This window comes from Sphingobacterium sp. BN32, from assembly GCF_030503615.1.
In the GTDB taxonomy this organism is placed as follows: Bacteria; Bacteroidota; Bacteroidia; order Sphingobacteriales; family Sphingobacteriaceae; genus Sphingobacterium.
The window spans coordinates 2,648,278-2,670,093 of the sequence record NZ_CP129963.1 but is presented as its reverse complement, the minus strand read 5'-3'; the positions used below and the strand labels follow the sequence as shown (position 1 = coordinate 2,670,093).

Below are 21,816 nucleotides of genomic sequence, written 5' to 3'. Positions count from 1 at the left end.
TCTATTTTGTTTCTAGATTATTATAAATAGTGTTCAATATTCTCGTAAAATGGTCGAAATCTTCCTGCGAAAGGTTTTCCCACGCTTTCATCCTAAACTCTTTCACTAAGGGAGCTAACCGATCCACCTTTGCACGCCCCGCTTCGGTCAAATGTAGAAGCAAACAGCGGCGATCGGTAGGATGTTCAACACGGACAACATAACCCTTTTTCAACAGAAGGTCAATGATTCTCGTCATGGTAGGTTGATCCTTTCCGCACAATTCCGCTAATTCCCGATGCGTATGGTCCGCATCTTCGTACAACGTTTTCAAAACCGACCACTGATCCACAGTCAAATCAATGCCATGAGCTGCGAAGGAATTTTGCGCAAATTGCTTCACACGACGCGCCGTCTGATCTAAGATGAAAGAATATTGATTAAAGGATTCCGTTAGCATAACAATTATTAGTATGTCAAGTAAAGCTAAGGAATATTTATGTGATAACAGATAATCAGAATACTTTTGACATAGAAATAACTTTGTTTCTTATAGTTCGCTCGAGGAGCTTTCTTAACAGCTAGAAACAAAAAAAGCTGCCTTTCGACAGCTTCCCTTTATAATTTTGATAGTGAGATCACTATCCATAAATCCATTTGAAATTATATTGCTTCTCGGGAATACTCATTCTATCCGCTAAGCGTAATAAACGATCTGGAAGACGCATTAAATAATCTCTCGCTTTCTCGCCTTTTTCGTTCAGACCAGAAACTTTATCGATCTTCCAATCGGCAATAAGTTCTTTTAAAATATCCACATAGTCTAAGGCCGTATAAACTCCTAAACGCTGTGCAGCATCAGAGAAGTGTGCAAAAGCCTCGCCTTGTGGTTCGCCAGATTCTCTTAAGAAGTGCGCCGGCATCACAATTTTCTTGCGCATCATATCTTCAAATGCGATCATGACCTCCGAAGGGTCAACAGCCATTGCATGTGAGATAAATGACATATATGCTTTAGCATGACGAGCTTCATCGGCAGCAATTACGCCACACATCTTAGCCAGTAATTTATCACCGCTTTTTTTAGAAATACCAGCAACACGACGGTGCGAAACATTCGTTGCTAATTCTTGAAAGGAGGTATATATAAAGTTACGATAAGGATCTGCTCCCGTGCCGATATCAAATCCATCTTTAATTAAGTATTGTACAGAGATTTCGAACTGACGCATATCAATACGTCCCGACAAGTAAAGGTACTTGTTCAATAGGTCGCCGTGACGGTTTTCTTCTGCTGTCCAAGCGCGAACCCATTTCATCCATCCACCTTGCTCGTTTTTCTCTACATCATCCACCATTGTTAACCAAGATTCGTAAGTAGGAAGAGCCTCCTCAGTGACGGTGTCACCAATCAATACAGCTACTAAATCATAAGGAAGTTCTTTCGCGCTTTCTTGTAGTTCGCGCACTTCCTCAAAAAAAGTATCGCGTGAGGAGTCCGGTAAGAAATCGGCAGGTTGCCACATCTCTTCAACAGGTTTCAAATACTCAGACATTTCATTGATCATGAAAGGTTCCAAGTAGGTCATCACTTCTTTTCTTGAGCCCTCTGGTATATTTAATGGTAATTCTTGCATAATTACAACAAAGTTAGTCAAAGTAAATTTAATATATATTTTATATTTTCATAATTCCTGCCAGAAAAACGCAGGAAGTTCCATAAACTGTAAGACAGTATTAGGCAGCATTTGTTTGCGTTTTTACCCCTAATTATTACGTTTATATTAGATAATATATACTAAGATTGTAGGCATTATTGTTAACTTTGTCTTCACATCAATACGGAATAAATTGAGTAATCTAGCTATACAGAAAATCCGTGAGGATTTCCCCATATTAAAACGCCAGGTGAATGGTAAACCGTTGATTTACCTTGATAATGGCGCGACAACGCAGAAACCTAAGCAAGTCATTGATGCCATCATGTCGTATTATACCGATATGAACAGCAATGTGCATCGTGGTGTTCACTACCTGAGTCAAATTTCCACCGACGCCTTCGAAGTAACGCGTAGAAAACTACAGGAATTTATCCATGCAGCCCATGACTATGAGGTCATCATCACCAAAGGAACAACAGATAGTATCAACTTAGTCGCTACTTGTTACGGTCGCGAGTTTGTCCATGCCGGAGATGAGATAATCGTTTCGGCGATGGAGCATCACTCGAATATTGTGCCTTGGCAGATGTTGTGTGAAGAGCGGGGAGCCACGCTAAAGGTGATTCCGATGAATGAGGAAGGCGAACTGGATATGGAAGCATACAAAGCCTTGTTGAATGCGAAAACTAAATTAGTATCAGTAAACTATGTTTCCAATGCCTTAGGAACGATTAATCCGGTTCGAGAAATCATTCAACTCGCGCATGCGCAAGGCGTACCGGTTTTACTAGATGCAGCCCAAGCGGTGCAACATATTAAGATTGATGTACAGGAATTGGATGTTGATTTTCTAGCCTTCTCAGGCCACAAGATGTATGGCCCAACAGGTGTCGGCGTATTGTATGGCAAAGAAGAATGGTTAAATAAAATTCCTCCCTACCAAGGTGGCGGCGATATGATAAAGGATGTAACGTTTGAGAAAACAACTTATAACGAACTACCCTTTAAATTCGAAGCGGGAACACCCAATATTGAGGCAGGAATTGCCTTAAACGCTGCGATTGACTACATCAATGATCTGGGGATCGACAATATTAAGGCCTATGAAGACGAACTTTTAGCCTATGCTACAGAACAGTTGAGCACAGTGGAAGGTATTCGCTTTATAGGAACAGCCAAGGAAAAATCTTCAGTGATTTCCTTTGTTGTCGATGGAACACATCCATACGATATCGGTGTGATCCTCGATAAATTGGGAATTGCCGTTCGTACGGGGCACCATTGTGCACAGCCAGTGATGGACCAATTCCATATTCCCGGTACAGTGCGTGCTAGTTTAGCGGTTTATAATACAAAGGAAGAAATTGACGCATTAGTCGCTGGTGTAAAACGCGCAACGGCAATGCTGGTATAAAAGGATATGACAATTAACGAAATACAAGACGAGTTAATCGAAGATTTTGCGTTCTACCAAGATTGGATGGAGAAATATGAATATATCATCCAACTCGGGAAGGAGCTCCCTTTGATCGACGAAGCAAACAAACAAGATCAATACATCATTAAAGGATGCCAATCCAAAGTATGGTTGTTCCCAGAAGTGAAAGATGGTAAATTATACTTTACAGCAGATTCGGATGCTGTTATCACCAAAGGCTTGGTGAGTCTGATGGTAAAAGTATTATCCGGACATCGTCCAAAGGAAATAGCAGAAGCAGATTTATACTTTATCGAAAATATTGGGTTAAAAGAACATTTGTCGCCAACGCGTGCCAACGGCTTGTTGTCTATGGTGAAGCAGATGAAGCTCTATGCGTTGGCTTTTCAAGCTCAGGGCATTTAACAAAATATATATACAAAGAAAGGTCGCAATACATGCGACCTTTTTTTTGTATATATTATTTATCTAGACTTTGATCGTCTGCGAGGCAATTCTCTTCCCAAAGAAAATCTCCGCCTTCTCATTGAAATCATTCGCATCATCGGTCGTGAAGAATTGCAGCTTGCTACCTTTGCTACACTGCGCTTCCACTTCCGGATGTCGGTGCAAATAATCGACCAAGCTATCCGCAACGAGCCTCCCTTGCGATATAATGTTGATGCCTTCAGGTACATATTTTTCGATGATAGGCAATAGCAAGGGGTAGTGTGTGCAGGCCAATAAGATAGTGTCTATATTCGGAGAAAGCGCAAGAAGTTCTTCTATATCCTGTTGCACAAAGTAATGAGCGCCCTCGCTCTGCAGTTCGTTATTTTCTACCAAGGGTACCCAAAAAGGACAAGCATGCTGAAAAACATCAATCTGCGGATGAAACTTGTTGATCTCGATAACATAGGATTCGGAGTTTACCGTTCCTTGTGTCGCCAAAATACCGACCTTGTTGCTTTTGGTAAATTGATCCACGATTTCTGATGTAGGTCGGATGACGCCTAATACCTTTTTCCCCGGAGGCAAATCATTTTGTTGAATAGAGCGCAACGCCTTTGCAGAGGCCGTATTACAAGCTAAAATAACCAGGTTACAGCCCAAATCAAACAGCTTGAAAACACACTCCTTTGTAAATTCATAGACAGTTTCAAAAGACCTCGTCCCGTAAGGTACGCGTGCATTATCGCCTAGATAGATATAATCATATTGAGGAAGCTGCTTATGTATTTCTTTAAATACCGTGAGACCTCCGTATCCGGAATCAAATATGCCGATCGGGCCTGCTATTGTTGTATCGCTCATAGAGAATAGTGATGAGGCAGTTTCTTTAGCTTTACTGCCTCCATAAGTAGACAAAGATGAGGTTTCTTTTTTCTTTTGTCAATAGAAAAAGGCTGCCTATAAAGGCAGCCTTCAAATATATCTTTGGCTTAGGCTTTCAAAAGATGCGGTTTTTCCTTGTATAATTTCCACATCAGCTCACCGAATAAGGTGTTCGTCCAGGCAAACCAATGACGTGTAAATTTCTTAGGATCGTCCTTATGAAAAGACTCGTGCATAAACCCTGTGCCACCATGTGTATTTTTCAGCATTTGAACGCATTTTTTGATCTCTGCATCATCCTTTGATGTAAATGCACGCATAATGATAGACATAGGCCATATCATGTCGCGTCCGATATGCGGTCCGCCGATACCTTCGCCTGCTGTTCCCTTGAAAAAGAATGGGTTTTTCTCGGATAAAATGAACGCACGCGTGCGTTGATATACTTCGTCATTTACATCAACAGCACCCAAGTAGGGAAGAGCGAGCAAGCTAGGCACGTTCGCATCGTCCATCATTAAATAACTGCCAAAACCATCAACTTCGAACGCATAAACACGCCCATGTGTCGGGTGGTCGACAATACCATATTGTTTAACTCCGGCTTCAACTTCGTTCGCTAAGGCTTCATATTTTGATGCAATATCCGCCTTGTTCTTCACTTTTCTCATGATCTCCGCAGACTGGCGTAAGCTTACCACAGCAAAGAGGTTCGAAGGAATCAAGAAAGGGAAGATACTACAATCATCCGACGGACGAAAGCTCGATACGATCAATCCAACAGGATTTACCGGATATCCATAGCCGTCAACTTGAAGTGTATCTGTTCCACGTGCTGTAGTTCTTTCAAATTTATAAGGGCCGAGGTTTTCTTTACGCTGTTGTTCCACAAATGTTTTGTAGATCAATTCTTGCGCCTTTACCCAGGTATCATCAAAAGGCGTTGTGTCATTCGTCGTTTTCCAATAATGATAAGCCAAGCGAATCGGATAACATAGCGAGTCGATCTCCCATTTACGCTCATGAAGACCCGGTTTCATATCCGTATGATCCGAGAACCATTCGCCTTTTTTAGTTGGATCGTTGTAGAACGCATTGGCATACGGATCGATTAGAATACATTCAGATTGTTTATTGATCAAACCTAAAACCAGATCCTGCAGATTCTTGTCTTTCTTCATAAAAGGCAAGTAGGGCCATACCTGCGCGCTACTATCTCGGAGCCACATCGCATCGATATCTCCTGTGATTACATAGGTTAGCCGACGGTTGGGTTTGTTTTCCAGGTAAATGGTTGTATCCAACGTATTCGGTAAGCAATTGTTAAACAACCAGCCTAATTCTTTATCCGCTACATTTTTCTGGAATTCTTTGATCATCCCTTCAATTACTTTGCTATTGAAGTGGCGTTTTGATTCCGCTGTTCGAACCACCGGAAAGCTAGGATTTGTTCCCGCAAAGGAAAACTTGCTGGCGAGAACGCCGGCACCTAACAAAGCAGAGTTCTGAATAAATGCTCTTCGTTTCATATTTTTATTCGTGAGGTTTTATAATTTCAATCCTTAGCAAGATACAAATTGTAGCGGATTTAAGAAATAACAAATCGTTTTAGCATAGCAATTCGACTTAATGTCGATGGATTGAAAATTAAAAACTATTTTTGTTCCGTTTTAGGAATAGTATTTGTTAGTATAGGCCCAAACACCCAATCCATTATATGAAGCATATCATCAATGGTGCTTTAGCTACGGTTTTACTTATCGGAACCGCAGACTCTTTGCAAGCACAGATTAGAAATCAGCCTTTTTCGCATCAACAATATCAAAAGTTGAATGAGGAATTATATTCCCCGTACACCCGTTACCATACTTCTTCAAAGCCCGTTCTATTTAAAGGCGCCTTATTGGATAAACTTGATTCCATTGAAACAGCTAATCAGACCCTGTCTGATAACTGGTTTATGCGAAAAATATTCAATGAGCATCTGATTGAAGTTGAAAAAGAAGACCATACTTTTTATTTGGATGTACTACCTGATTTTCAAATCGGTTCAGAGTTAATCGCAGCCGACAAGCGAACAACATGGCTAAATACCCGTGGTATTCAAGCCGGATTGACAATCAAAGATAAATTTACTTTCTATGGTAATTTCTTCGAGAATCAAGGGGTATTTCCAGAGTATATCGATGATTATGTGGATCGCAGCATGGTTGTGCCAGGTCAGGCGCAGTCCAAGCGACATACGGAACAAAAGAAAGATTGGATGTATGCGACAGCTAATTTAACCTACGACTTCAGCGATTATTTCCAGGCGACCTTAGCCTACGATAAGAACTTTATCGGTGATGGATACCGTTCTGTATTATTATCGGATTTCTCATCGAACTATGCGCATTTAAAATTTACGGGTAAAATTGGTAATGTACAATATACCTCCATTTGGGCGTATATGCTCGACCCAACGAATCCTCGCGTAGATTCATTAAACTCGGGAGGTCGTTATGGTGACGGCATCAAGTGGGGAGCATTCCAGTACTTAGATTATAACGTTACGAACCGCTTGTCGGTCGGCTTCTTCCAATCCGTTATTTGGGCAAATAGAAATGAAGCGGGACATCGGGGTTTTGATTTTAACTATGTTAGCCCGGTTATCTTCCTGCGTCCGGTTGAAAATTCCAACCGCTCTTCGCCAGATAAGATGTTCTTGGGCTTGAACGCTAAATACAAAGTTTTGGATAACGCCACAGTTTACGGCCAATTCTTGCTAGGTGAATTTACAGCAAAGGAATTTTTCGCAAACAACGGCTATGTGCATAATAAATGGGGTGCGCAGTTAGGTGCCAAAGCATTTAACATCTTCGGCGTAAAGAACTTGAATATCTTAGGAGAGTATAATATGGTTCGTCCATATACCTACCAGCATTATGTTTCCATTTCAAACTACAGCAACAGAGGAGAGCCTCTGGCACACCCTCGTGGCGCAAACTTCCGCGAACTATTAGGTATTGCTAATTACTCATGGAATAGATTTGATTTCTCCGTGCAGGGATTATACAGCCGCTATGGAACCGATGAGGCAACTCCAGCAGGAATCATCAACTGGGGTGGTGATATCTTCCAATCTTATAGTAGCGCACCAAATAATTATGGCAATAAAATCGGACAGGGCGTACAGAATGACTTATACTATGCAGATTTCAAAGCTGCCTATGTCTTGAACCCTAAGTATAACCTGCGTTTAGAACTTGGATATACGCAACGATACAATAAAATTGAGAACCAGGCTACTCAGAAATCTGGAGTGATCAACGTTGGATTACGTTCTAGTTTCCGTAATTTCTATGGTGATATGTAAGATTCTATTATCTTTATTGTATTAATCAAAACCATGAAGAAAATACTGATACTAAACGGACCGAATCTGAATCTATTGGGCGTTCGCGAAAAAGGGATCTATGGAGATCAATCTTTTGAGTCCTATTTCGAAACCTTGAAAGATAGATATGCCGACAAGGTAGAATTAAGCTACTTTCAAAGCAATACCGAAGGGTTTATCATCGATAAACTACATGAGGTAGGATTCAGCTATGATGGTATTGTTTTGAATGCCGGTGCTTATACGCATACGTCGCTGGCGATTGCTGACGCTATCGCTGCTATCAATACCCCGGTGGTAGAAGTCCATATTTCCAATGTACACCAGCGAGAATCGTTTAGACATCATTCATACCTATCGAAAAATTGTAAGGGGGTTATTTTAGGCTTCGGTCTCGATAGCTATCGATTAGGAATAGAAAGTTTAATGTAAAATAAGCGGGGCAGATGATCATCTGCCCCGCTTATTTTATATCATATTGTACGCACTTATAAATCTACTTTTACCGTCCTTCTAGCGATCAAGTGCAGTACCAAAGAAATCACAGCACCTGCGCACATGACCGACAGCATTGGCCAAGGTGTTTCATTATGCAATAGACTCACCATCCCCGACGAGAATGCTCCAATTGCCATTTGAATACAGCCTAATAGTGCGGAAGCACTACCAGCTAAATGTCGCATGGGCGATAAGGCGATGGCGGAGGTATTTGGAAAGATAAAACCATAACCAAAAAGGAAGAAAAAGATTAATCCCAGCAATACGGGAAAGCTCAGAAACCCGGTACCCAAAGCGATAATCATACAAACCCCGATAGCAGCCTGCCAAATATTTGCATATTTACTAATGTCTGCGCTCGTACGTTTCTTCAGTAACCATCTGTTCAGCTGCGTTGCCAAGACCATCGCCGAGGCGACGAAGGCAAATGCAAGCCCGTACTGACTTTTGTCCAATCCGAAATATTTCTGCATCACGAAGGAAGATCCCGCGAGGTAAGCATAGGTACCTGACGATGCAATAGAGCCGATCAGGCAATAAGTAATAAAGACTTTATTGCTCAATACTTTCCAAAAGGTTTGCAATATAGACTTGGGCGCAAGCGATAAATCCTTATTCCCCGCATAGGTTTCGGGAAGCAAAAACATAGTACCCAAGAAAATCAAAGATGCCATGATGGCAAGCAGAAGAAAAATATAATGCCAGTCTAGGTAATTCAATAACATCGCTCCGGCACTAGGCGCGAGGATAGGGGAGATACCGATTACGAGCATCAACAAACTGAATACCCTCGCAGCCTCTCTGCTGTTGTAATAATCCGTCACCATAGCTCGGGCACCAACCATCCCTCCGCAGCTCCCTAGCGCCTGCAAAAAGCGTAGAAAGATCAGGTGATTGATGTCGCGAGTAAATACGCATAAGATAGACGCGACCACGTAAATTCCTAAACCGACCAGTAAGGGTTTCTTCCTGCCGAATTTATCCAATAGGGGACCATAGATTATCTGACCGAAAGCAATGCCGATAAAAAAGCTGGTTAAGGACAGTTGAACTTTTTCTAAGGGACTGTTAAAGTCATCAGCAATGTTTTCAAATGCCGGTAAATACATGTCGATCGAAAACGGTCCGATTGCCGACAATAGCCCCAAAATGAGCAGTGTGACCTTTCTATTGTTTCTCAGTTTTTGCATAGTATAAAAAATGCCCTCTTTTTAGGGAGGGCAAATGTAATATTTTAAACGCGTTTCGTTTCCTTTGGTTTTCGAAGTAACAAAAATATTCCAACCAAAATAAACGGTATGCTTAGTATCTGCCCCATATTTAGCAACATACCTGCTTCAAATTCCACCTGATCAATCTTCACATACTCGATAATAAAGCGGGCTCCAAATAATAGAATTAAGAACAGACCAAAAAGTTTGCCCGGAATCGGTTTATGGTTCCGTTTATACATGTTCCATAAGAGAATAAAGATCAGCGTATAGGCGATGGCTTCATACATCTGCGCCGGGTGTCTAGGGATGTTATCGATATTACTGAACACGATAGCCCAAGGTAACTCGGTCGGGTTACCTATCATTTCCGAATTGAAGAAGTTCCCTAAGCGGATGAATGCCCCCGCAATCGGTACGACCAATACCAAACGGTCGGCAAGCCACATGAAGTCGGTTTTGGTATTGCGACAGAACAGCCACATCGCCGTTAGGATACCTAAAGCACCCCCATGACTCGCAAGTCCTGTAAAGCCAGTCATATGCCAGTTTCCTGCAGGATCTTTTTGGAACGGAATGAAAATTTCTAGGATATGATCCTTGTAGTACTCGAAATCGTAAAATAAGCAATGCCCTAAACGAGCACCCACTAAGGTTCCGACGAAAATATAAATCGTAAGCTTATCTAAAAGGTCTTGAGATTTGTTCTCCTTCTTAAAAACTTTTAACATAAAGTAATATGAAGCGGCAAATGCCAATAACCAGCAAACGGAATAGTAACGAAGGCCGAAAGAGCCAATTTTAAAGATTTCAGGCTTAGGATCCCAAATAATATAGCTTAATAAATCCTGCATAATTGTGTTTATTGTTCGGTAAAGATAAGCTTTCGGTTTTTATTTTTGCGAAAATTAAGGAAATAGTTAATTTGCGAGAATTAACAACAATATGATGGCAAAGAAGGAGATAAAAGAGGAGTCTACAGCTACGGTTGTGACCAAGGAATCATTAGCTTTTTTCGAAAAATATATCAACAACCCATCGCCGACAGGCTTCGAATGGGAAGGACAGCGCATGTGGTTAGATTATTTGAAACCATATGTGGACGACACCTATATTGATAACTACGGCACTGCAGTAGGGATCATCAATCCAAAAGCAACTTATAAGGTAGTCATTGAAGCACATGCCGATGAGATATCCTGGTTTGTAAACTACATCTCGAAGGATGGTTTAATCTATGTCATTCGTAATGGTGGCTCTGATCATCAGATTGCCCCTTCCAAACGCGTGAATATTCACACAGATAAAGGTATTGTGAAGGCGGTATTCGGCTGGCCGGCAATTCATACGCGTGCAGGGGAGAAGGAGGAAGCTCCAACCCTAAAGAATATATTCTTGGACTGTGGATGTACGTCGAAAGAAGAAGTGGAAGAATTAGGCATACATGTGGGTTGCGTGGTGACTTATGAAGACGAGTTTATGGTCTTGAATAACCGATACTATGTAGGGCGTGCATTGGATAACCGTGCCGGTGGTTTTATGATTGCTGAAGTGGCCAGATTGCTAAAAGAAAACAAGCAGAAACTTCCATTTGGTTTGTATATCGTCAATTCTGTACAGGAGGAGATTGGGCTTCGTGGAGCAGAGATGATTGCGCAATATATTAAACCGAACGTGGCTATCGTCACAGACGTAACGCATGATACAAACACACCGATGATCAATAAAATTACACAGGGCGACCTTGCCTGCGGTAAGGGTCCGGTGGTATCTTATGCTCCTGCGGTACAGATCAATTTAAATAGACAATTGATCGAGGTGGCAAACAAAAACAATATTCCGATCCAACGTCAGGCTTCTTCCAGATATACCGGAACGGATACTGATGCCTTTGCTTATTCAAATGGTGGGGTACCATCTGCATTGATTTCCTTACCTTTGCGCTATATGCACACAACGGTGGAGATGGTTCATAAAGACGACGTGGATAACGTGATCAAATTGATTTATGAAGTACTACTTTCCATCGAGAAAGATCAGGACTTTAGAACATTTAGTAAATAATAGTAAAAAACCAATAAACCATGGAAGACAATAATTTAAACAACCCGGAAGGTCAAGAGATTAGCATCGAGCTAAGCGAAGATATTGCCGAAGGGGTATATTCGAACCTAGCAATCATTACACATTCCAACACGGAATTCGTAATCGATTTTGTGCGCATCATGCCAGGTGTGCCGAAAGCGAAAGTGAAATCTAGAATCGTATTAACTCCAGAGCATGCCAAGCGCCTGATGACTGCGCTACAAGATAACATCAACCGATTTGAAGGTCAAAATGGAAAGATTGACTCGAAAGATGTTGCATTTCCTTTAAATTTTGGCGGAACGAAAGGCGAAGCGTAAGCGAGCATTTTAGACTTGATAGCCAGATTTGAGATCGAGGAGGTCTCCAATGAATAGAAAGAATTATAAGTGAAGCTGCCCCAAAAGGGCAGCTTCCATTGTATTGAAGCTTTTAAGATGGTGTCCTGTCCCAATCCAAGATTATAAACTGTGGCGATTACGAATGTTAAAGGACATTTCATTTGTTTATCTCGTTAAAATTATAAGGACTTCCTAATAGGAAGTCCAATCCTAAACGTCTTGTTAGCTTGGGATCAATAATATAGATCGTTGCATAGATTAATATAGCAACCATGCTGAACAGCATAGGCGCAATAAAGGTTGTAGCTTGTTTTCAATTATGTATCATTAATATCTTCTTTAGGAAGCCACCTGTCGAGTCCGTGTATAGGCACTTCTTCTAGAAAATCGTTCTCTGCCAAAAGTTTAGTATCGATCATACTTTCTGATTCTGAAAATTTATGCGCCCCTTTCGATTAAGATTTCCTTTGCATACTTAATGGCATCGGAAACCTTTCTGCTTCGAGGCTGCAGCAACAACAATAATTCGTTATCAGACAGATTTTCCAACAGGTGCTTATTACATAGGTTTAGTTCGATATTTTTGAAATTTATAGGAAGTTTAATTAGTAAATATATATTATTTATTTGTACAGAAAATTGTTGTCAGATCACTGTGAGAAAATCCGATTTTTGGGATATGAATTTGGCTTTGAAGGTGGAAATCAGAATAGAATGTTCAAAAACCAAGAATCTCTTATTGTTAGCGAGCTTGGTTTTCATAATATTTTTTAGTTAGTTATAAATTCGTGGGGATTGTAAAATTTTTAGGTCTCTTTCAATTCTTTTAAATCGCTCGTTATAATTTGAATTTATTTGCTTAACTTTTTGTCCTATCGCTATCTTATTTTCAAGTTGAATAATGGTGACTAAATTAATATCACCTAATAATTCAGTATAATACAGGTCTTCCAAAATAATATTTTCTTTTTTTTCAATTGAAGTTGAAATTGGCAAACCAAATTTTTTTATAATATCATTTTTATTCAGCCCAATTGCATCACCAGCAGCAAATTTACTTTGTGGAATATTTATAGGTTTTTCAGATGCTAAATAGGAGGGAAAGCAAGATGAAATTGAAAGTATTAAAACCAATGATATAAATGTCTGAAAAATTCTTACCATAATTTATTGATAAACAATAATTTACACCTTAACATTACTAATATAATAATATTTTTTCTATTTAAAACATTTATAATTGGGAAGCAAATTCTTGATCAACTACAGATTACACATGAAGTTTCTTTACGTGTAGAGGATTCTAAAATCATTATTGAGTCAGTTAAGTCAAAGCCTCGTGAAAAATGGGAAGGAATGCTATTAAAAGCTAATTCTTTAAACGATAATGAGGTCTTAGAATATTTTGATAATGATTTCGACAAAACAGAATGGACATGGTAAAAAGATTTGAGGTCTACTTAGTTGATCTTAATCCTACTATTGGCAGCGAAATTAATAAAATTCGGCCTGCAGTTGTACTATCTCCAAACTAGATGAATGCTGCTTTAAATACAACAATTATTGCACCCCTAACGTCAACGTCAAAAGCTTACCCTATGCGAGTTAACTGTACAGTCGATGGGAAAAAAGGCCAAGTTGCCCTAGACCATTTAAGATCTGTTGATAAAAGGACATTAAAGACTAAACTGGGGGAAATTGAAGATACTACACAGAAAAATATTATCAATACTTTATTAGAAATGTTTTCATAGATAAAATGTAAAAAATATCTTCCACATTTTTATTCATATATCAATGTATTAAAGATTACCCTCGTCTATATATTGATTATAACAATAATAAAATCGTTTTTTTTCGTAAAAATAAGTTTGATTCATTGATTTTGCAGGCTATTTAAGCTAATAATGTCTTATCCTAAACCTCAGTCTAGGATATAGAAGCGAAAGAATAAAATCTCATTCACATTATACTAATATATATTGTTTTTAACTATACATTACATTTAATAACTAAAATGTGTACATTTACTGAAATTAGTTAAAAATAAATCTATATGATGCCAAATCATTACCTATTCAAATTATTTATAGCTTTCCTAGGGTCAGCTCTATTTTATTCCTGTCAAAAGGGAAATCCAACAATATTATTAGAAGAAAATTCAAAACCGCAGACAAGAATAAATCCGTTGATATGAAGACAAATATATTTTTTATTTATTTGACAATTGGATTGTCATTCTTATTAGTTATGATGTCCTGTAGTGATAAAGAGGGTTTTGCAGAAGCTCCAAATTTTGATTCTGGTCCTTTCAATGTAAAAAGTTTAGGAGTTGATTCATTATTATTCTCTAAAAACAGTGTAAATTGGAGTTTTTTAAGCCTTTCGGTTAATAATAGCGCATTGTCGCTAAATGATAGCACTTTACAGCTCAAGACAAAAATTTCATCATCTGGTGTTACTTCTGTTTATCAGATCAAGGGTGATTGGTTTACTTTAGAAAAGTTAGATAATATGCGTATTAACGTTACTATTGAGGAAAATAAAGCTAAAGGTAGATCACTAGACTTTACTATCCATAACGGAAATGGTTTTCGAAAAATATCTTTTGTTCAAGCGGGTCACTAGATAAATTGAGAGGCTTCCTAAAAAGGTCTCATAAAAGAACCCCGTCATTAAAGAATGACGGGGTTCTTTTTATTTTTTTTCCGAAGGATTTTGCATCTTTTTTTCTTTGGTATAATAGTACTTTTCTGTTTTAGCTGAACATGCGAAATATTGCGGATAAAGACTTAGAAGTAGAGCTAATAAGTTTTCATCGTCCATTTGTCGAAACTAGTTCGACACTAAACCCTTATTAACCCAATACAAACCCAATACAAACCCAAATCAAAGCCGTTTGGAAAGGGCTTTGATTTGGGTTAGTAAGGGTTATGATTTAGCTATAATCAGTTCCATTTCCGATGATGTTTGAATTCTGGTTGATCAAGATGAACTAGTAATAAAGAGTAGCGAAGTTCAGGGAGTTATACAAATATCGGAAATCTCGTTTTCGTTATAGTCAAATTCAGGTTAAAACTTGAGACTTCTCTCGGTTAATCCCTTGAAAATTAAGATGTCCGAAAAAATAAAACCTCAGTTGGTTCGAATTTTTATATTTTTGCAGGGTTCAAAATCATCATCATTTAACGGCTAAAAACTCATATCTGCCCCAATAAGTGGAATGGCTTTTGTATTATCTTCGGTAACATATGGATATTAAAGTAAGGAATTTAAGTAAGAGGGATTACAAGGATTTGAAGACTTCCATGGAGGAAGCCTATCATGGATTAGTAGGAGATGCCTGGACGAAGGAAAATATTGTCGATTTGATCGATATATTTCCGGAGGGGCAAATTGCGGTGGAGGTGAATGGAAAGGTGGTAGCTTGTGCGCTATCCATTATTATCGACTCGACCAAAACCAATATATACGATAAATATTACTCGATAATCGACGACGGAAAGTTCGATAAGCACGATTATGAAGGGGATACCATGTATGGTATCGAGGTCTTTGTGCATCCGGATTTCCGCTCATTGAGATTGGGTAGACGTTTATATGATGCGCGAAAGGAATTATGTGAGGAAATGAACTTGCAGCGTATTGTTGCCGGAGGGCGTATCCCGAATTATCATAATTATGCGGACTCGATGACGCCGCGTACTTATATCGAGAAAGTGAAGCGCAAGGAGATCTACGATCCAACGCTGACGTTTCAGCTTTCCAACGACTTCCACGTGAAGAAGGTTTTAAAGAACTACCTGCCTGAGGATACGGAGTCGAAGGAAGTAGCGACGCTATTGGAGTGGAACAACATCTACTACGAGCCGGACTCGCGTTCGGGTTCTGCCTCGAAGCGGACCATTCGGCTGGGCTTGGTGCAATGGCAGATGCGCTTATTCAAGGATCTACAGGAGTTTTATGATCAGGTAGAGTTCTTCGTGGATACCGTAAGTGATTATGGGACAGACTTTATCATGTTTCCAGAATTCTTCAATACGCCATTGATGAGCCCGTATAATGAGCTGCCGGAGCGTATGGCGATGGAGAAGCTTGCCGAACATACCAAGGAAATTATTGAAAAGATACAGCAATTTGCGGTGTCTTACAACGTCAATATTATTGCCGGTTCGATGCCTTTGATGGAGCGTGGTAAACTATATAACGTATCGTATTTATGCCATCGTAATGGTAGCTTAGACTCTTATAAAAAGGTGCATATTACGCCTAATGAGATGCGGTATTACGGCTTGGTAGGCGGTAATGAGATTAAAGTTTTCGATACAGACTGTGGTAAGATTGGATTGCTGATTTGTTATGATGTGGAATTCCCTGAGTTGGGACGAATTCTGGCAGATCAAGGGATGCAGATTTTGTTTGTGCCTTTTATGACGGATACACAGAACGGTTATATACGTGTCCGCTCTTGTGCGCAGGCGAGAGCGATCGAGAATGAATGTTATGTGGCGATTGCCGGTTCGGTGGGTAACTTGCCGAGAGTGAATAATATGGATATTCAATATTCGCAATCGGCCGTATTTACGCCTTCGGATTTTGCATTCCCGAACAATGCGATCAAAGCTGAGGCAACGCCGAATACTGAAATGGTATTAATTGCCGACGTTGATTTGTATGCCTTGAAGGATCTGAACGAATACGGAACGGTGAAGATCTTACGCGACCGCCGAAAAGATCTTTATGAAGTGAAGCTTCTAAAAGACTAAAACATAGAGAAAGAGCCGTACCTGAGTACGGCTCTTTGTTTATTTAGTGATTTCTCAATACCCTTATTTTAAAACTAATCGCCTACAATTCTCGCACCCAGATATTTCTAAAGCTAACCAAATCGCCATGATCTTGAAGCGATATGGATCCCGGACCATGTACTTTTAACTTTGGCAGACCAATATACTCTGTCGTTCCTTGTAATTCAGTATTATATTGAACCACGACACCATTGTGCAATAATGTAACCTGTCCTCTTTTAATTAGATGCCCATCTTTATTGAACTTAGGTGCTGTATATAAAAGATCATAGGTATGCCATCCGTCGGCTGGTTTGCGTGCTTCGACCAGGGGAGGCGCTTGTTTATATAGACTGCCCGCCTGTCCATTGACGTAGGTTTTGTTATCGTCATTGTCCAAGATTTGGATCTCATAGGCGCCGTCACTCAGAAATAATCCACTGTTGCCGCGTCCTTGACCCTCGCCTTTGATGACCTCGGGGCTTTTCCATTCAATATGCAATTGCATATCGCCGAATTTACGTTTCGTTTGTATTCCGCCAGTCTTGGGAGCAACCGTCAATACTCCATTTTTGATGGTCCATTGAGCTGTGCTGGATTTATCTTTTTCACTGACCCATTCGTTTAAGTTGCTGCCATCAAATAATATGATTGCATCGCTAGGGGCAGCGTTTGCTTTCGTCGTTACCACACGAATTTTGGGTTCATAGAATTCGGTATCCTGCGGTTGAAATTTCGTTTGTGCATTCGTGGTAAATGCCAAGCCTAATAGGCCTAATATGATGCTGAATCTGTTCATAGGTTTAAGTTAATTTAGGTTAATATAAGAAATATGTCTAATTTTATTCGAAAATATCCGCTTAAACTTTTGATAATGGCTCAGATAACACAGAAAATTGCACTCGATAATGTTCGCTTTTTTTCACCTATTGGCTTCTACGAAGAAGAGCAATTATTAGGAAACGAGTTTTTTGTGAATGTATCTGTGAGCTTCCCTTTCAAGAATCCAGATGCGGAAGACTTGAACAATACCCTTAATTACGAAGATCTATATCGAATATTAGCCGAAGTGATGAGTCCGCGCAGGAAATTACTGGAGTCGGCGGCGGAAGATATCCTCAACAAGCTATTAGAAGGCTATGCATATCTGGAGCAAATTGAGGTTAGTATTAAGAAAATGAATCCCCCATTCGGCGGTGATCTGGCGAACTCCGTTGTCTCGCTATCCTTCCAACGTTAAAGTTTTATTACCTCACATTAAAACCATTCACTTCTGCGTTATCTTCTAAAAAGAGGAGCGTATTACTTTGTTATTCGGACATTTTGACTTGTTAAAACGTAGTTTAAATGTCAATTTAGCAGGTTTTTGCTTGTAAATTCGCTTGGTACATAAGTTGAATAATAGCTAGTGTATTTGATTTAAAAAATAAATAAGTAAAAAATATAAGGAGGAAATATAAAATGGCATTAATTAAATTACCTGGAAAATCTTACAACACTGATGCAGTGAACCCATTTGTTAACAATGTGTTTGACAATTTATTTAACGATTCATTTATTTCAGATCGTTTAGTGACTCGAGTTCCTGCGGTAAACATTACAGAATCAGCAGACGCGTTCAGCATCGAAGTTGCGGCTCCTGGTTTACAAAAATCAGACTTTAAGATCAATGTTGATAAAAACATTATCTCGATTTCTGTAGAAAAACAAGAAGAGAAAGTAGAAGACGGAAAAGTTTATAGCAAAAAAGAATTTAGCTATTCATCTTTCTCAAGATCCTTCACCTTACCTGAAGTTGTTGACTATGCTAACATTGACGCAGTATATGAAAATGGCGTCTTAGCGGTTAAAATCGGTAAAAAAGAGGAAGCGATCGTAGCAAAGAGACTTATAGAGGTTAAGTAAGAAGATTAGTTGTGGTTAGTTGAAGAAGGGCCGTCCAAAAGACGGCCCTTTCTTGTTTATTGTCATATGAATGTCTTATTATCTTCGTTTGCTTTTAATACTTAACACTGTTAAGTAGTTTTGCTTTGTACTATTAATGATGAAAGATAAAAAACAAAAGCATAAAGAAGATCTTAAGCTGGCTATTTTAGAGGCGGCGAAAAAACTCTTTGTACAGGAAGGTTACGAGGCTACTTCGATTCGTAAGATCGCAAAGGAAATTGAATTTAGCCCGACGACTATCTACCTATACTACAAAGATAAGAATGATATTGTCTATGCCTTGCATCGAGAGGGGTTTCAACTCCTGCGTCAACAGTTTATGGCCTTAGACTCCGTAGACGATCCTTTCCAGCGTTTCAAAGCATTAGGCCGCAATTATATAGATTTCGCATTTCGGAATCCTGATTATTATCAGGTTATGTTTATGATGAAAGAGCCGATGGAATTTCTGGATGCTAACTGTATCGAGGAACAGTGGCCCGATGGGGAGCGTGTCTTTGACTTTCTTCGCCTTACGATTGCCCAGTGTCAGGAGCAGGGATGGTTTAAAGGTAAAGAAACGGATTTAGTTGCATTTCAAGCTTGGGGTGCCGTACATGGTCTTGTTACGCTATACTTGTCAAATCATCTCAATAAAATAACAGAAACATTAGAGATGCCCTATGCTGTCCGAGACCTAGTCAATAAAACCTTCGAAGTTTATGTGTCTTTTATAGAGCAGACAAAATAAAAAATTTTACATCACAACTTAACACTGTTAATAATGAAAACCTTTCTTATACAGTTTTATCTCATTGCCTTTTTTACACTGCTAGGGGTTACCTCACGAGCACAAGAGCCCATCCTTGACCAATATATCAGGCAGGGTCTGGATAGTAATCTGGTACTGGTCGAAAAGAATCTTTCGTTGAAAAAGGCAATGAATGGATTGGAAGTCGCGCGAAGTATGTTTCTCCCGAATATTACATTTGATCTGACCTATTCGCATGCCGATGGGGGTAGATCAATCGATCTACCCGTAGGAGATATGTTAAATCCGGTATATGCGACGCTTAACCAGCTCACCAATACGCAGAACTTCCCTCAAATACAGAACGAAGAGATCAACTTTTTGCCTAAGAATTATTATGACGCGAAAATCAGAACTGCGGTTCCTATCATCAATACGGATATTAAGCATAATCGTACGATCCGCGAAACGCTGGTAAAGATGTCAAAGAGGGAAATCGAATTGTATCAACGTGAGCTCGTTAAGGATATTAAAGTGGCTTATTTTAATTATTTGAGTGCACTGGACGCTGTTGCGATCTATAAAAATGCAATCGCATTGGCGGCAGAGGGAAAACGCGTGAATGAGAAGTTGTTGGAAGCGGGAAAAGGTTTGCCGGCTTATGTGATTCGTGCGAATGCCGAGATTGCGCAGCATGAGGCGAAGTTGGCTGAAGCGGAACAGCAATTGCGCAATGCGCAGTATTATTTCAACGCTTTATTGAATCGTCCCGCAGACACTGCTATAGACCTTATCCCTCAAAATAAAGATTTGCAGAACAACGGAGAGGCTTTGGCCGTAGAAGTTGAGGGCAGAGAAGAATTGAAGTCGCTCAACGATAATATTGAAATCCAGGAAACCATGCTTGCCATGAGCAAGCAGGTCTTTGTGCCGAAGTTAAGTGCTTTTCTAGATTTGGGTTCGCAAGCGGAAGGATTACGCATTAATAGTAACTCTCAATATTATATGGTCGGTGCGCAGCTCAGTTTCCCCATTTTCGCCGGGAATAGAAACCGCTTAAAGATTCAGGAAAACCAAATTGCCGTCGCGGAGGCTCAAAATAAATTAGACCAGGCAAGACAGCAATTGGAGTTAGCGGCGAGTGTGGCTAAAAATGAACTCGTAGCAACACAAAAGAACTTTGAGAGTTCGCAAGTACAGTTGGATGCCGCCGCTACCTATCAACGATTGATACAGCGGGGATTCAACGAAGGAGTCAATACTTATCTGGAAACGATAGATGCGCGATCGCAATTTACCAACGCTAAATTGGCGAATAACATTGCGGCATATAAGCTGTTGTCGGCAATGGCAAAATTTGAAAGAGAAACTGCAAGCTATCCATTAAACTAATCAAGACATGAAAACAACACTATCAAGTATAGTATTCGGAATACTTTTATTGAGCAGCTGCCATCAGGCAGAACGCAGTGCCGGGATTCCGGTTCAGGATACCATTCTGGTAAAACTGGTTCCCTTGCAACAGAACGGAACGGCGAGTGTGGTAGAAGCCACCGGAGTTTTTACAACCGATGATGAAACGCTATTAGGATTTAAAAATGGAGGTGTTATCTCGCGTATTTACGTTAAAGAAGGTGATGCTGTTCGTAAGGGGCAGGTATTAGCGGCAGTACATACCTCGGAGGTAGATGCTAAGGCCGGGCAGGCTCGATTAGGCGTGGAGAAGGCGAGAAGAGATTATGAAAGAGCGGAAAAGCTCTATAGAGATAGCGTAGCAACGCTGGAGCAGTTGCAGAATGCACGAACCGCCTTAGCGGTGGCGCAGGAGGATCTGAAATCTGTAGGGTTTAATCAACAGCACTCGCAGATACATTCCCCTGTGTCGGGCTTTGTATTGGCGAAATTGGCGAATGAGGGACAGGTTGTTGGTCCGGGCACTCCTGTGCTACAGGTCAATGGCGCGAGTAAAGGAGTCTGGATGTTGAAAGTAGGGGTAAGCGATAGCCAGTGGGCACAGATTAAAGTCGGCGATAAAGCGAGCATTCAGACAGATGCCATTCCGAACAGTACGCTGGCGGCGGTCGTGTCGAAGAAATCTGAAGGTCTGGATCCTCAGTCAGGAACATTCAGCATTCATCTGGCAGTCCAAGGCAAACCTGCTGGGAAGCTAGCTTCCGGGGTATTTGGAAAATCGCAGATTACCGTAAGCCAGGCTAGTGCTGGCAAGGGCTGGCGAATTCCGTTCTCTTCGCTACTGGATGGTAGTGGGACAGAGGGCTATGTCTTCATCAGTAAAGATGGAAAAACGGCCAGAAAGCAGAAGGTTAAAGTTGCTTCTATTGAGAAGGATGAGGTGCTTATTGAATCCGGATTGGAAGATGCCGGCGCATTGATCGTATCCGGATCGCCCTACTTACAGGATGGGTCTCCAATTACGGTGATAAAATAG

General features: G+C 40.2%; 21 protein-coding genes and 1 pseudogene. 14 read left to right on the top strand and 8 right to left on the bottom strand.

Going from position 1 to position 21,816, the window contains the following annotated elements:
- Position 1: 1 nt before the first annotated feature.
- Both QYC40_RS11275 and QYC40_RS11270 read right to left on the bottom strand, forming a co-directional pair.
- Positions 2–439 carry a MarR family winged helix-turn-helix transcriptional regulator gene (locus QYC40_RS11275; protein WP_301990345.1) on the bottom strand — a complete coding sequence of 146 codons (438 nt, stop codon included), beginning with the start codon at positions 437–439 and terminating at the stop codon, positions 2–4.
- A gap of 181 nt (positions 440–620) precedes the next feature.
- The gene (locus tag QYC40_RS11270) at positions 621–1,616 is read right to left on the bottom strand and encodes an acyl-ACP desaturase (protein ID WP_301990344.1); all 996 of its coding nucleotides are present in this window, start codon (positions 1,614–1,616) and stop codon (positions 621–623) included.
- A 214-nt stretch (positions 1,617–1,830) separates the two neighbouring features.
- On the opposite strand from QYC40_RS11270, the gene QYC40_RS11265 reads away from it, so the two are divergent.
- Together QYC40_RS11265 and QYC40_RS11260 are read left to right on the top strand one after the other, a co-directional pair.
- Complete coding sequence (locus QYC40_RS11265; RefSeq protein ID WP_301990343.1) at positions 1,831–3,054, top strand: aminotransferase class V-fold PLP-dependent enzyme; 1,224 nt, start codon at positions 1,831–1,833, stop codon at positions 3,052–3,054.
- A gap of 6 nt (positions 3,055–3,060) precedes the next feature.
- Positions 3,061–3,483: a SufE family protein gene (locus QYC40_RS11260; RefSeq protein WP_301990342.1), complete on the top strand. Its 423-nt coding sequence runs from the start codon at positions 3,061–3,063 to the stop codon at positions 3,481–3,483.
- Between the two features lie 63 nt (positions 3,484–3,546).
- On the opposite strand, the gene murI is transcribed toward QYC40_RS11260, so the two are convergent.
- Together murI and QYC40_RS11250 are read right to left on the bottom strand one after the other, a co-directional pair.
- On the bottom strand, positions 3,547–4,371 hold the full coding sequence (murI, locus tag QYC40_RS11255) for a glutamate racemase (RefSeq protein WP_301990341.1): 825 nt from the start codon (positions 4,369–4,371) through the stop codon (positions 3,547–3,549).
- A gap of 128 nt (positions 4,372–4,499) precedes the next feature.
- Positions 4,500–5,921, bottom strand: a complete 1,422-nt coding sequence (locus QYC40_RS11250) for a glycoside hydrolase family 125 protein (RefSeq protein WP_301990340.1) — start codon at positions 5,919–5,921, stop codon at positions 4,500–4,502.
- Positions 5,922–6,109: 188 nt separating this feature from the next.
- Here QYC40_RS11250 and QYC40_RS11245 point away from each other — a divergent pair, with 188 nt between their 5' ends.
- Complete coding sequence (locus QYC40_RS11245; protein WP_301990339.1) at positions 6,110–7,747, top strand: gliding motility protein RemB; 1,638 nt, start codon at positions 6,110–6,112, stop codon at positions 7,745–7,747.
- 33 nt (positions 7,748–7,780) lie between these two features.
- Positions 7,781–8,200: a type II 3-dehydroquinate dehydratase gene (aroQ, locus tag QYC40_RS11240; protein WP_301990338.1), complete on the top strand. Its 420-nt coding sequence runs from the start codon at positions 7,781–7,783 to the stop codon at positions 8,198–8,200.
- 56 nt (positions 8,201–8,256) lie between these two features.
- Here the strand turns inward: aroQ and QYC40_RS11235 are convergent, their stop codons facing one another.
- Entirely contained in the window at positions 8,257–9,456 is a 1,200-nt protein-coding gene (locus tag QYC40_RS11235) for a multidrug effflux MFS transporter (RefSeq protein WP_301990337.1), read from the bottom strand.
- Between the two features lie 44 nt (positions 9,457–9,500).
- Positions 9,501–10,331 carry a prolipoprotein diacylglyceryl transferase gene (gene lgt, locus QYC40_RS11230; RefSeq protein ID WP_301990336.1) on the bottom strand — a complete coding sequence of 277 codons (831 nt, stop codon included), beginning with the start codon at positions 10,329–10,331 and terminating at the stop codon, positions 9,501–9,503.
- A gap of 94 nt (positions 10,332–10,425) precedes the next feature.
- Between lgt and QYC40_RS11225 the strand changes: the two genes are divergently transcribed.
- Together QYC40_RS11225 and QYC40_RS11220 are read left to right on the top strand one after the other, a co-directional pair.
- Positions 10,426–11,541, top strand: a complete 1,116-nt coding sequence (locus QYC40_RS11225; RefSeq protein ID WP_301993703.1) for a M42 family metallopeptidase — start codon at positions 10,426–10,428, stop codon at positions 11,539–11,541.
- A 20-nt stretch (positions 11,542–11,561) separates the two neighbouring features.
- Positions 11,562–11,882, top strand: a complete 321-nt coding sequence (locus QYC40_RS11220) for a DUF3467 domain-containing protein (protein WP_301990335.1) — start codon at positions 11,562–11,564, stop codon at positions 11,880–11,882.
- 795 nt (positions 11,883–12,677) lie between these two features.
- On the opposite strand, the gene QYC40_RS11215 is transcribed toward QYC40_RS11220, so the two are convergent.
- Positions 12,678–13,067 (bottom strand): hypothetical protein, encoded by a 390-nt coding sequence (locus tag QYC40_RS11215; RefSeq protein WP_301990334.1) that lies wholly within the window; start codon positions 13,065–13,067, stop codon positions 12,678–12,680.
- A 266-nt stretch (positions 13,068–13,333) separates the two neighbouring features.
- Here QYC40_RS11215 and QYC40_RS18585 point away from each other — a divergent pair.
- The 3 genes and pseudogenes from QYC40_RS18585 (at position 13,334) to QYC40_RS11205 (ending at position 16,669) form a co-directional block, all read left to right on the top strand.
- A pseudogene (locus tag QYC40_RS18585) lies at positions 13,334–13,657 on the top strand (type II toxin-antitoxin system PemK/MazF family toxin).
- A 439-nt stretch (positions 13,658–14,096) separates the two neighbouring features.
- Positions 14,097–14,531, top strand: coding sequence for a hypothetical protein (locus QYC40_RS11210; RefSeq protein WP_301990333.1), 435 nt, complete (start codon positions 14,097–14,099; stop codon positions 14,529–14,531).
- A 623-nt stretch (positions 14,532–15,154) separates the two neighbouring features.
- The gene (locus QYC40_RS11205; RefSeq protein ID WP_149526742.1) at positions 15,155–16,669 is read left to right on the top strand and encodes a carbon-nitrogen hydrolase family protein; all 1,515 of its coding nucleotides are present in this window, start codon (positions 15,155–15,157) and stop codon (positions 16,667–16,669) included.
- An 82-nt stretch (positions 16,670–16,751) separates the two neighbouring features.
- Here the strand turns inward: QYC40_RS11205 and QYC40_RS11200 are convergent, their stop codons facing one another.
- Positions 16,752–17,489, bottom strand: a complete 738-nt coding sequence (locus tag QYC40_RS11200; protein ID WP_301990332.1) for a DUF1080 domain-containing protein — start codon at positions 17,487–17,489, stop codon at positions 16,752–16,754.
- Between the two features lie 75 nt (positions 17,490–17,564).
- Here QYC40_RS11200 and folB point away from each other — a divergent pair, with 75 nt between their 5' ends.
- The 5 genes from folB to QYC40_RS11175 all read left to right on the top strand — a co-directional run bounded on the left by folB (position 17,565) and on the right by QYC40_RS11175 (position 21,816).
- Positions 17,565–17,930 carry a dihydroneopterin aldolase gene (gene folB, locus QYC40_RS11195; protein WP_149526740.1) on the top strand — a complete coding sequence of 122 codons (366 nt, stop codon included), beginning with the start codon at positions 17,565–17,567 and terminating at the stop codon, positions 17,928–17,930.
- A 221-nt stretch (positions 17,931–18,151) separates the two neighbouring features.
- On the top strand, positions 18,152–18,595 hold the full coding sequence (locus QYC40_RS11190) for an Hsp20/alpha crystallin family protein (protein ID WP_301990331.1): 444 nt from the start codon (positions 18,152–18,154) through the stop codon (positions 18,593–18,595).
- A gap of 136 nt (positions 18,596–18,731) precedes the next feature.
- Positions 18,732–19,367, top strand: coding sequence for a TetR/AcrR family transcriptional regulator (locus QYC40_RS11185; protein ID WP_301990330.1), 636 nt, complete (start codon positions 18,732–18,734; stop codon positions 19,365–19,367).
- Positions 19,368–19,400: 33 nt separating this feature from the next.
- The gene (locus QYC40_RS11180) at positions 19,401–20,759 is read left to right on the top strand and encodes a TolC family protein (protein WP_301990329.1); all 1,359 of its coding nucleotides are present in this window, start codon (positions 19,401–19,403) and stop codon (positions 20,757–20,759) included.
- Positions 20,760–20,766: 7 nt separating this feature from the next.
- The gene (locus tag QYC40_RS11175; RefSeq protein WP_301990328.1) at positions 20,767–21,816 is read left to right on the top strand and encodes an efflux RND transporter periplasmic adaptor subunit; all 1,050 of its coding nucleotides are present in this window, start codon (positions 20,767–20,769) and stop codon (positions 21,814–21,816) included.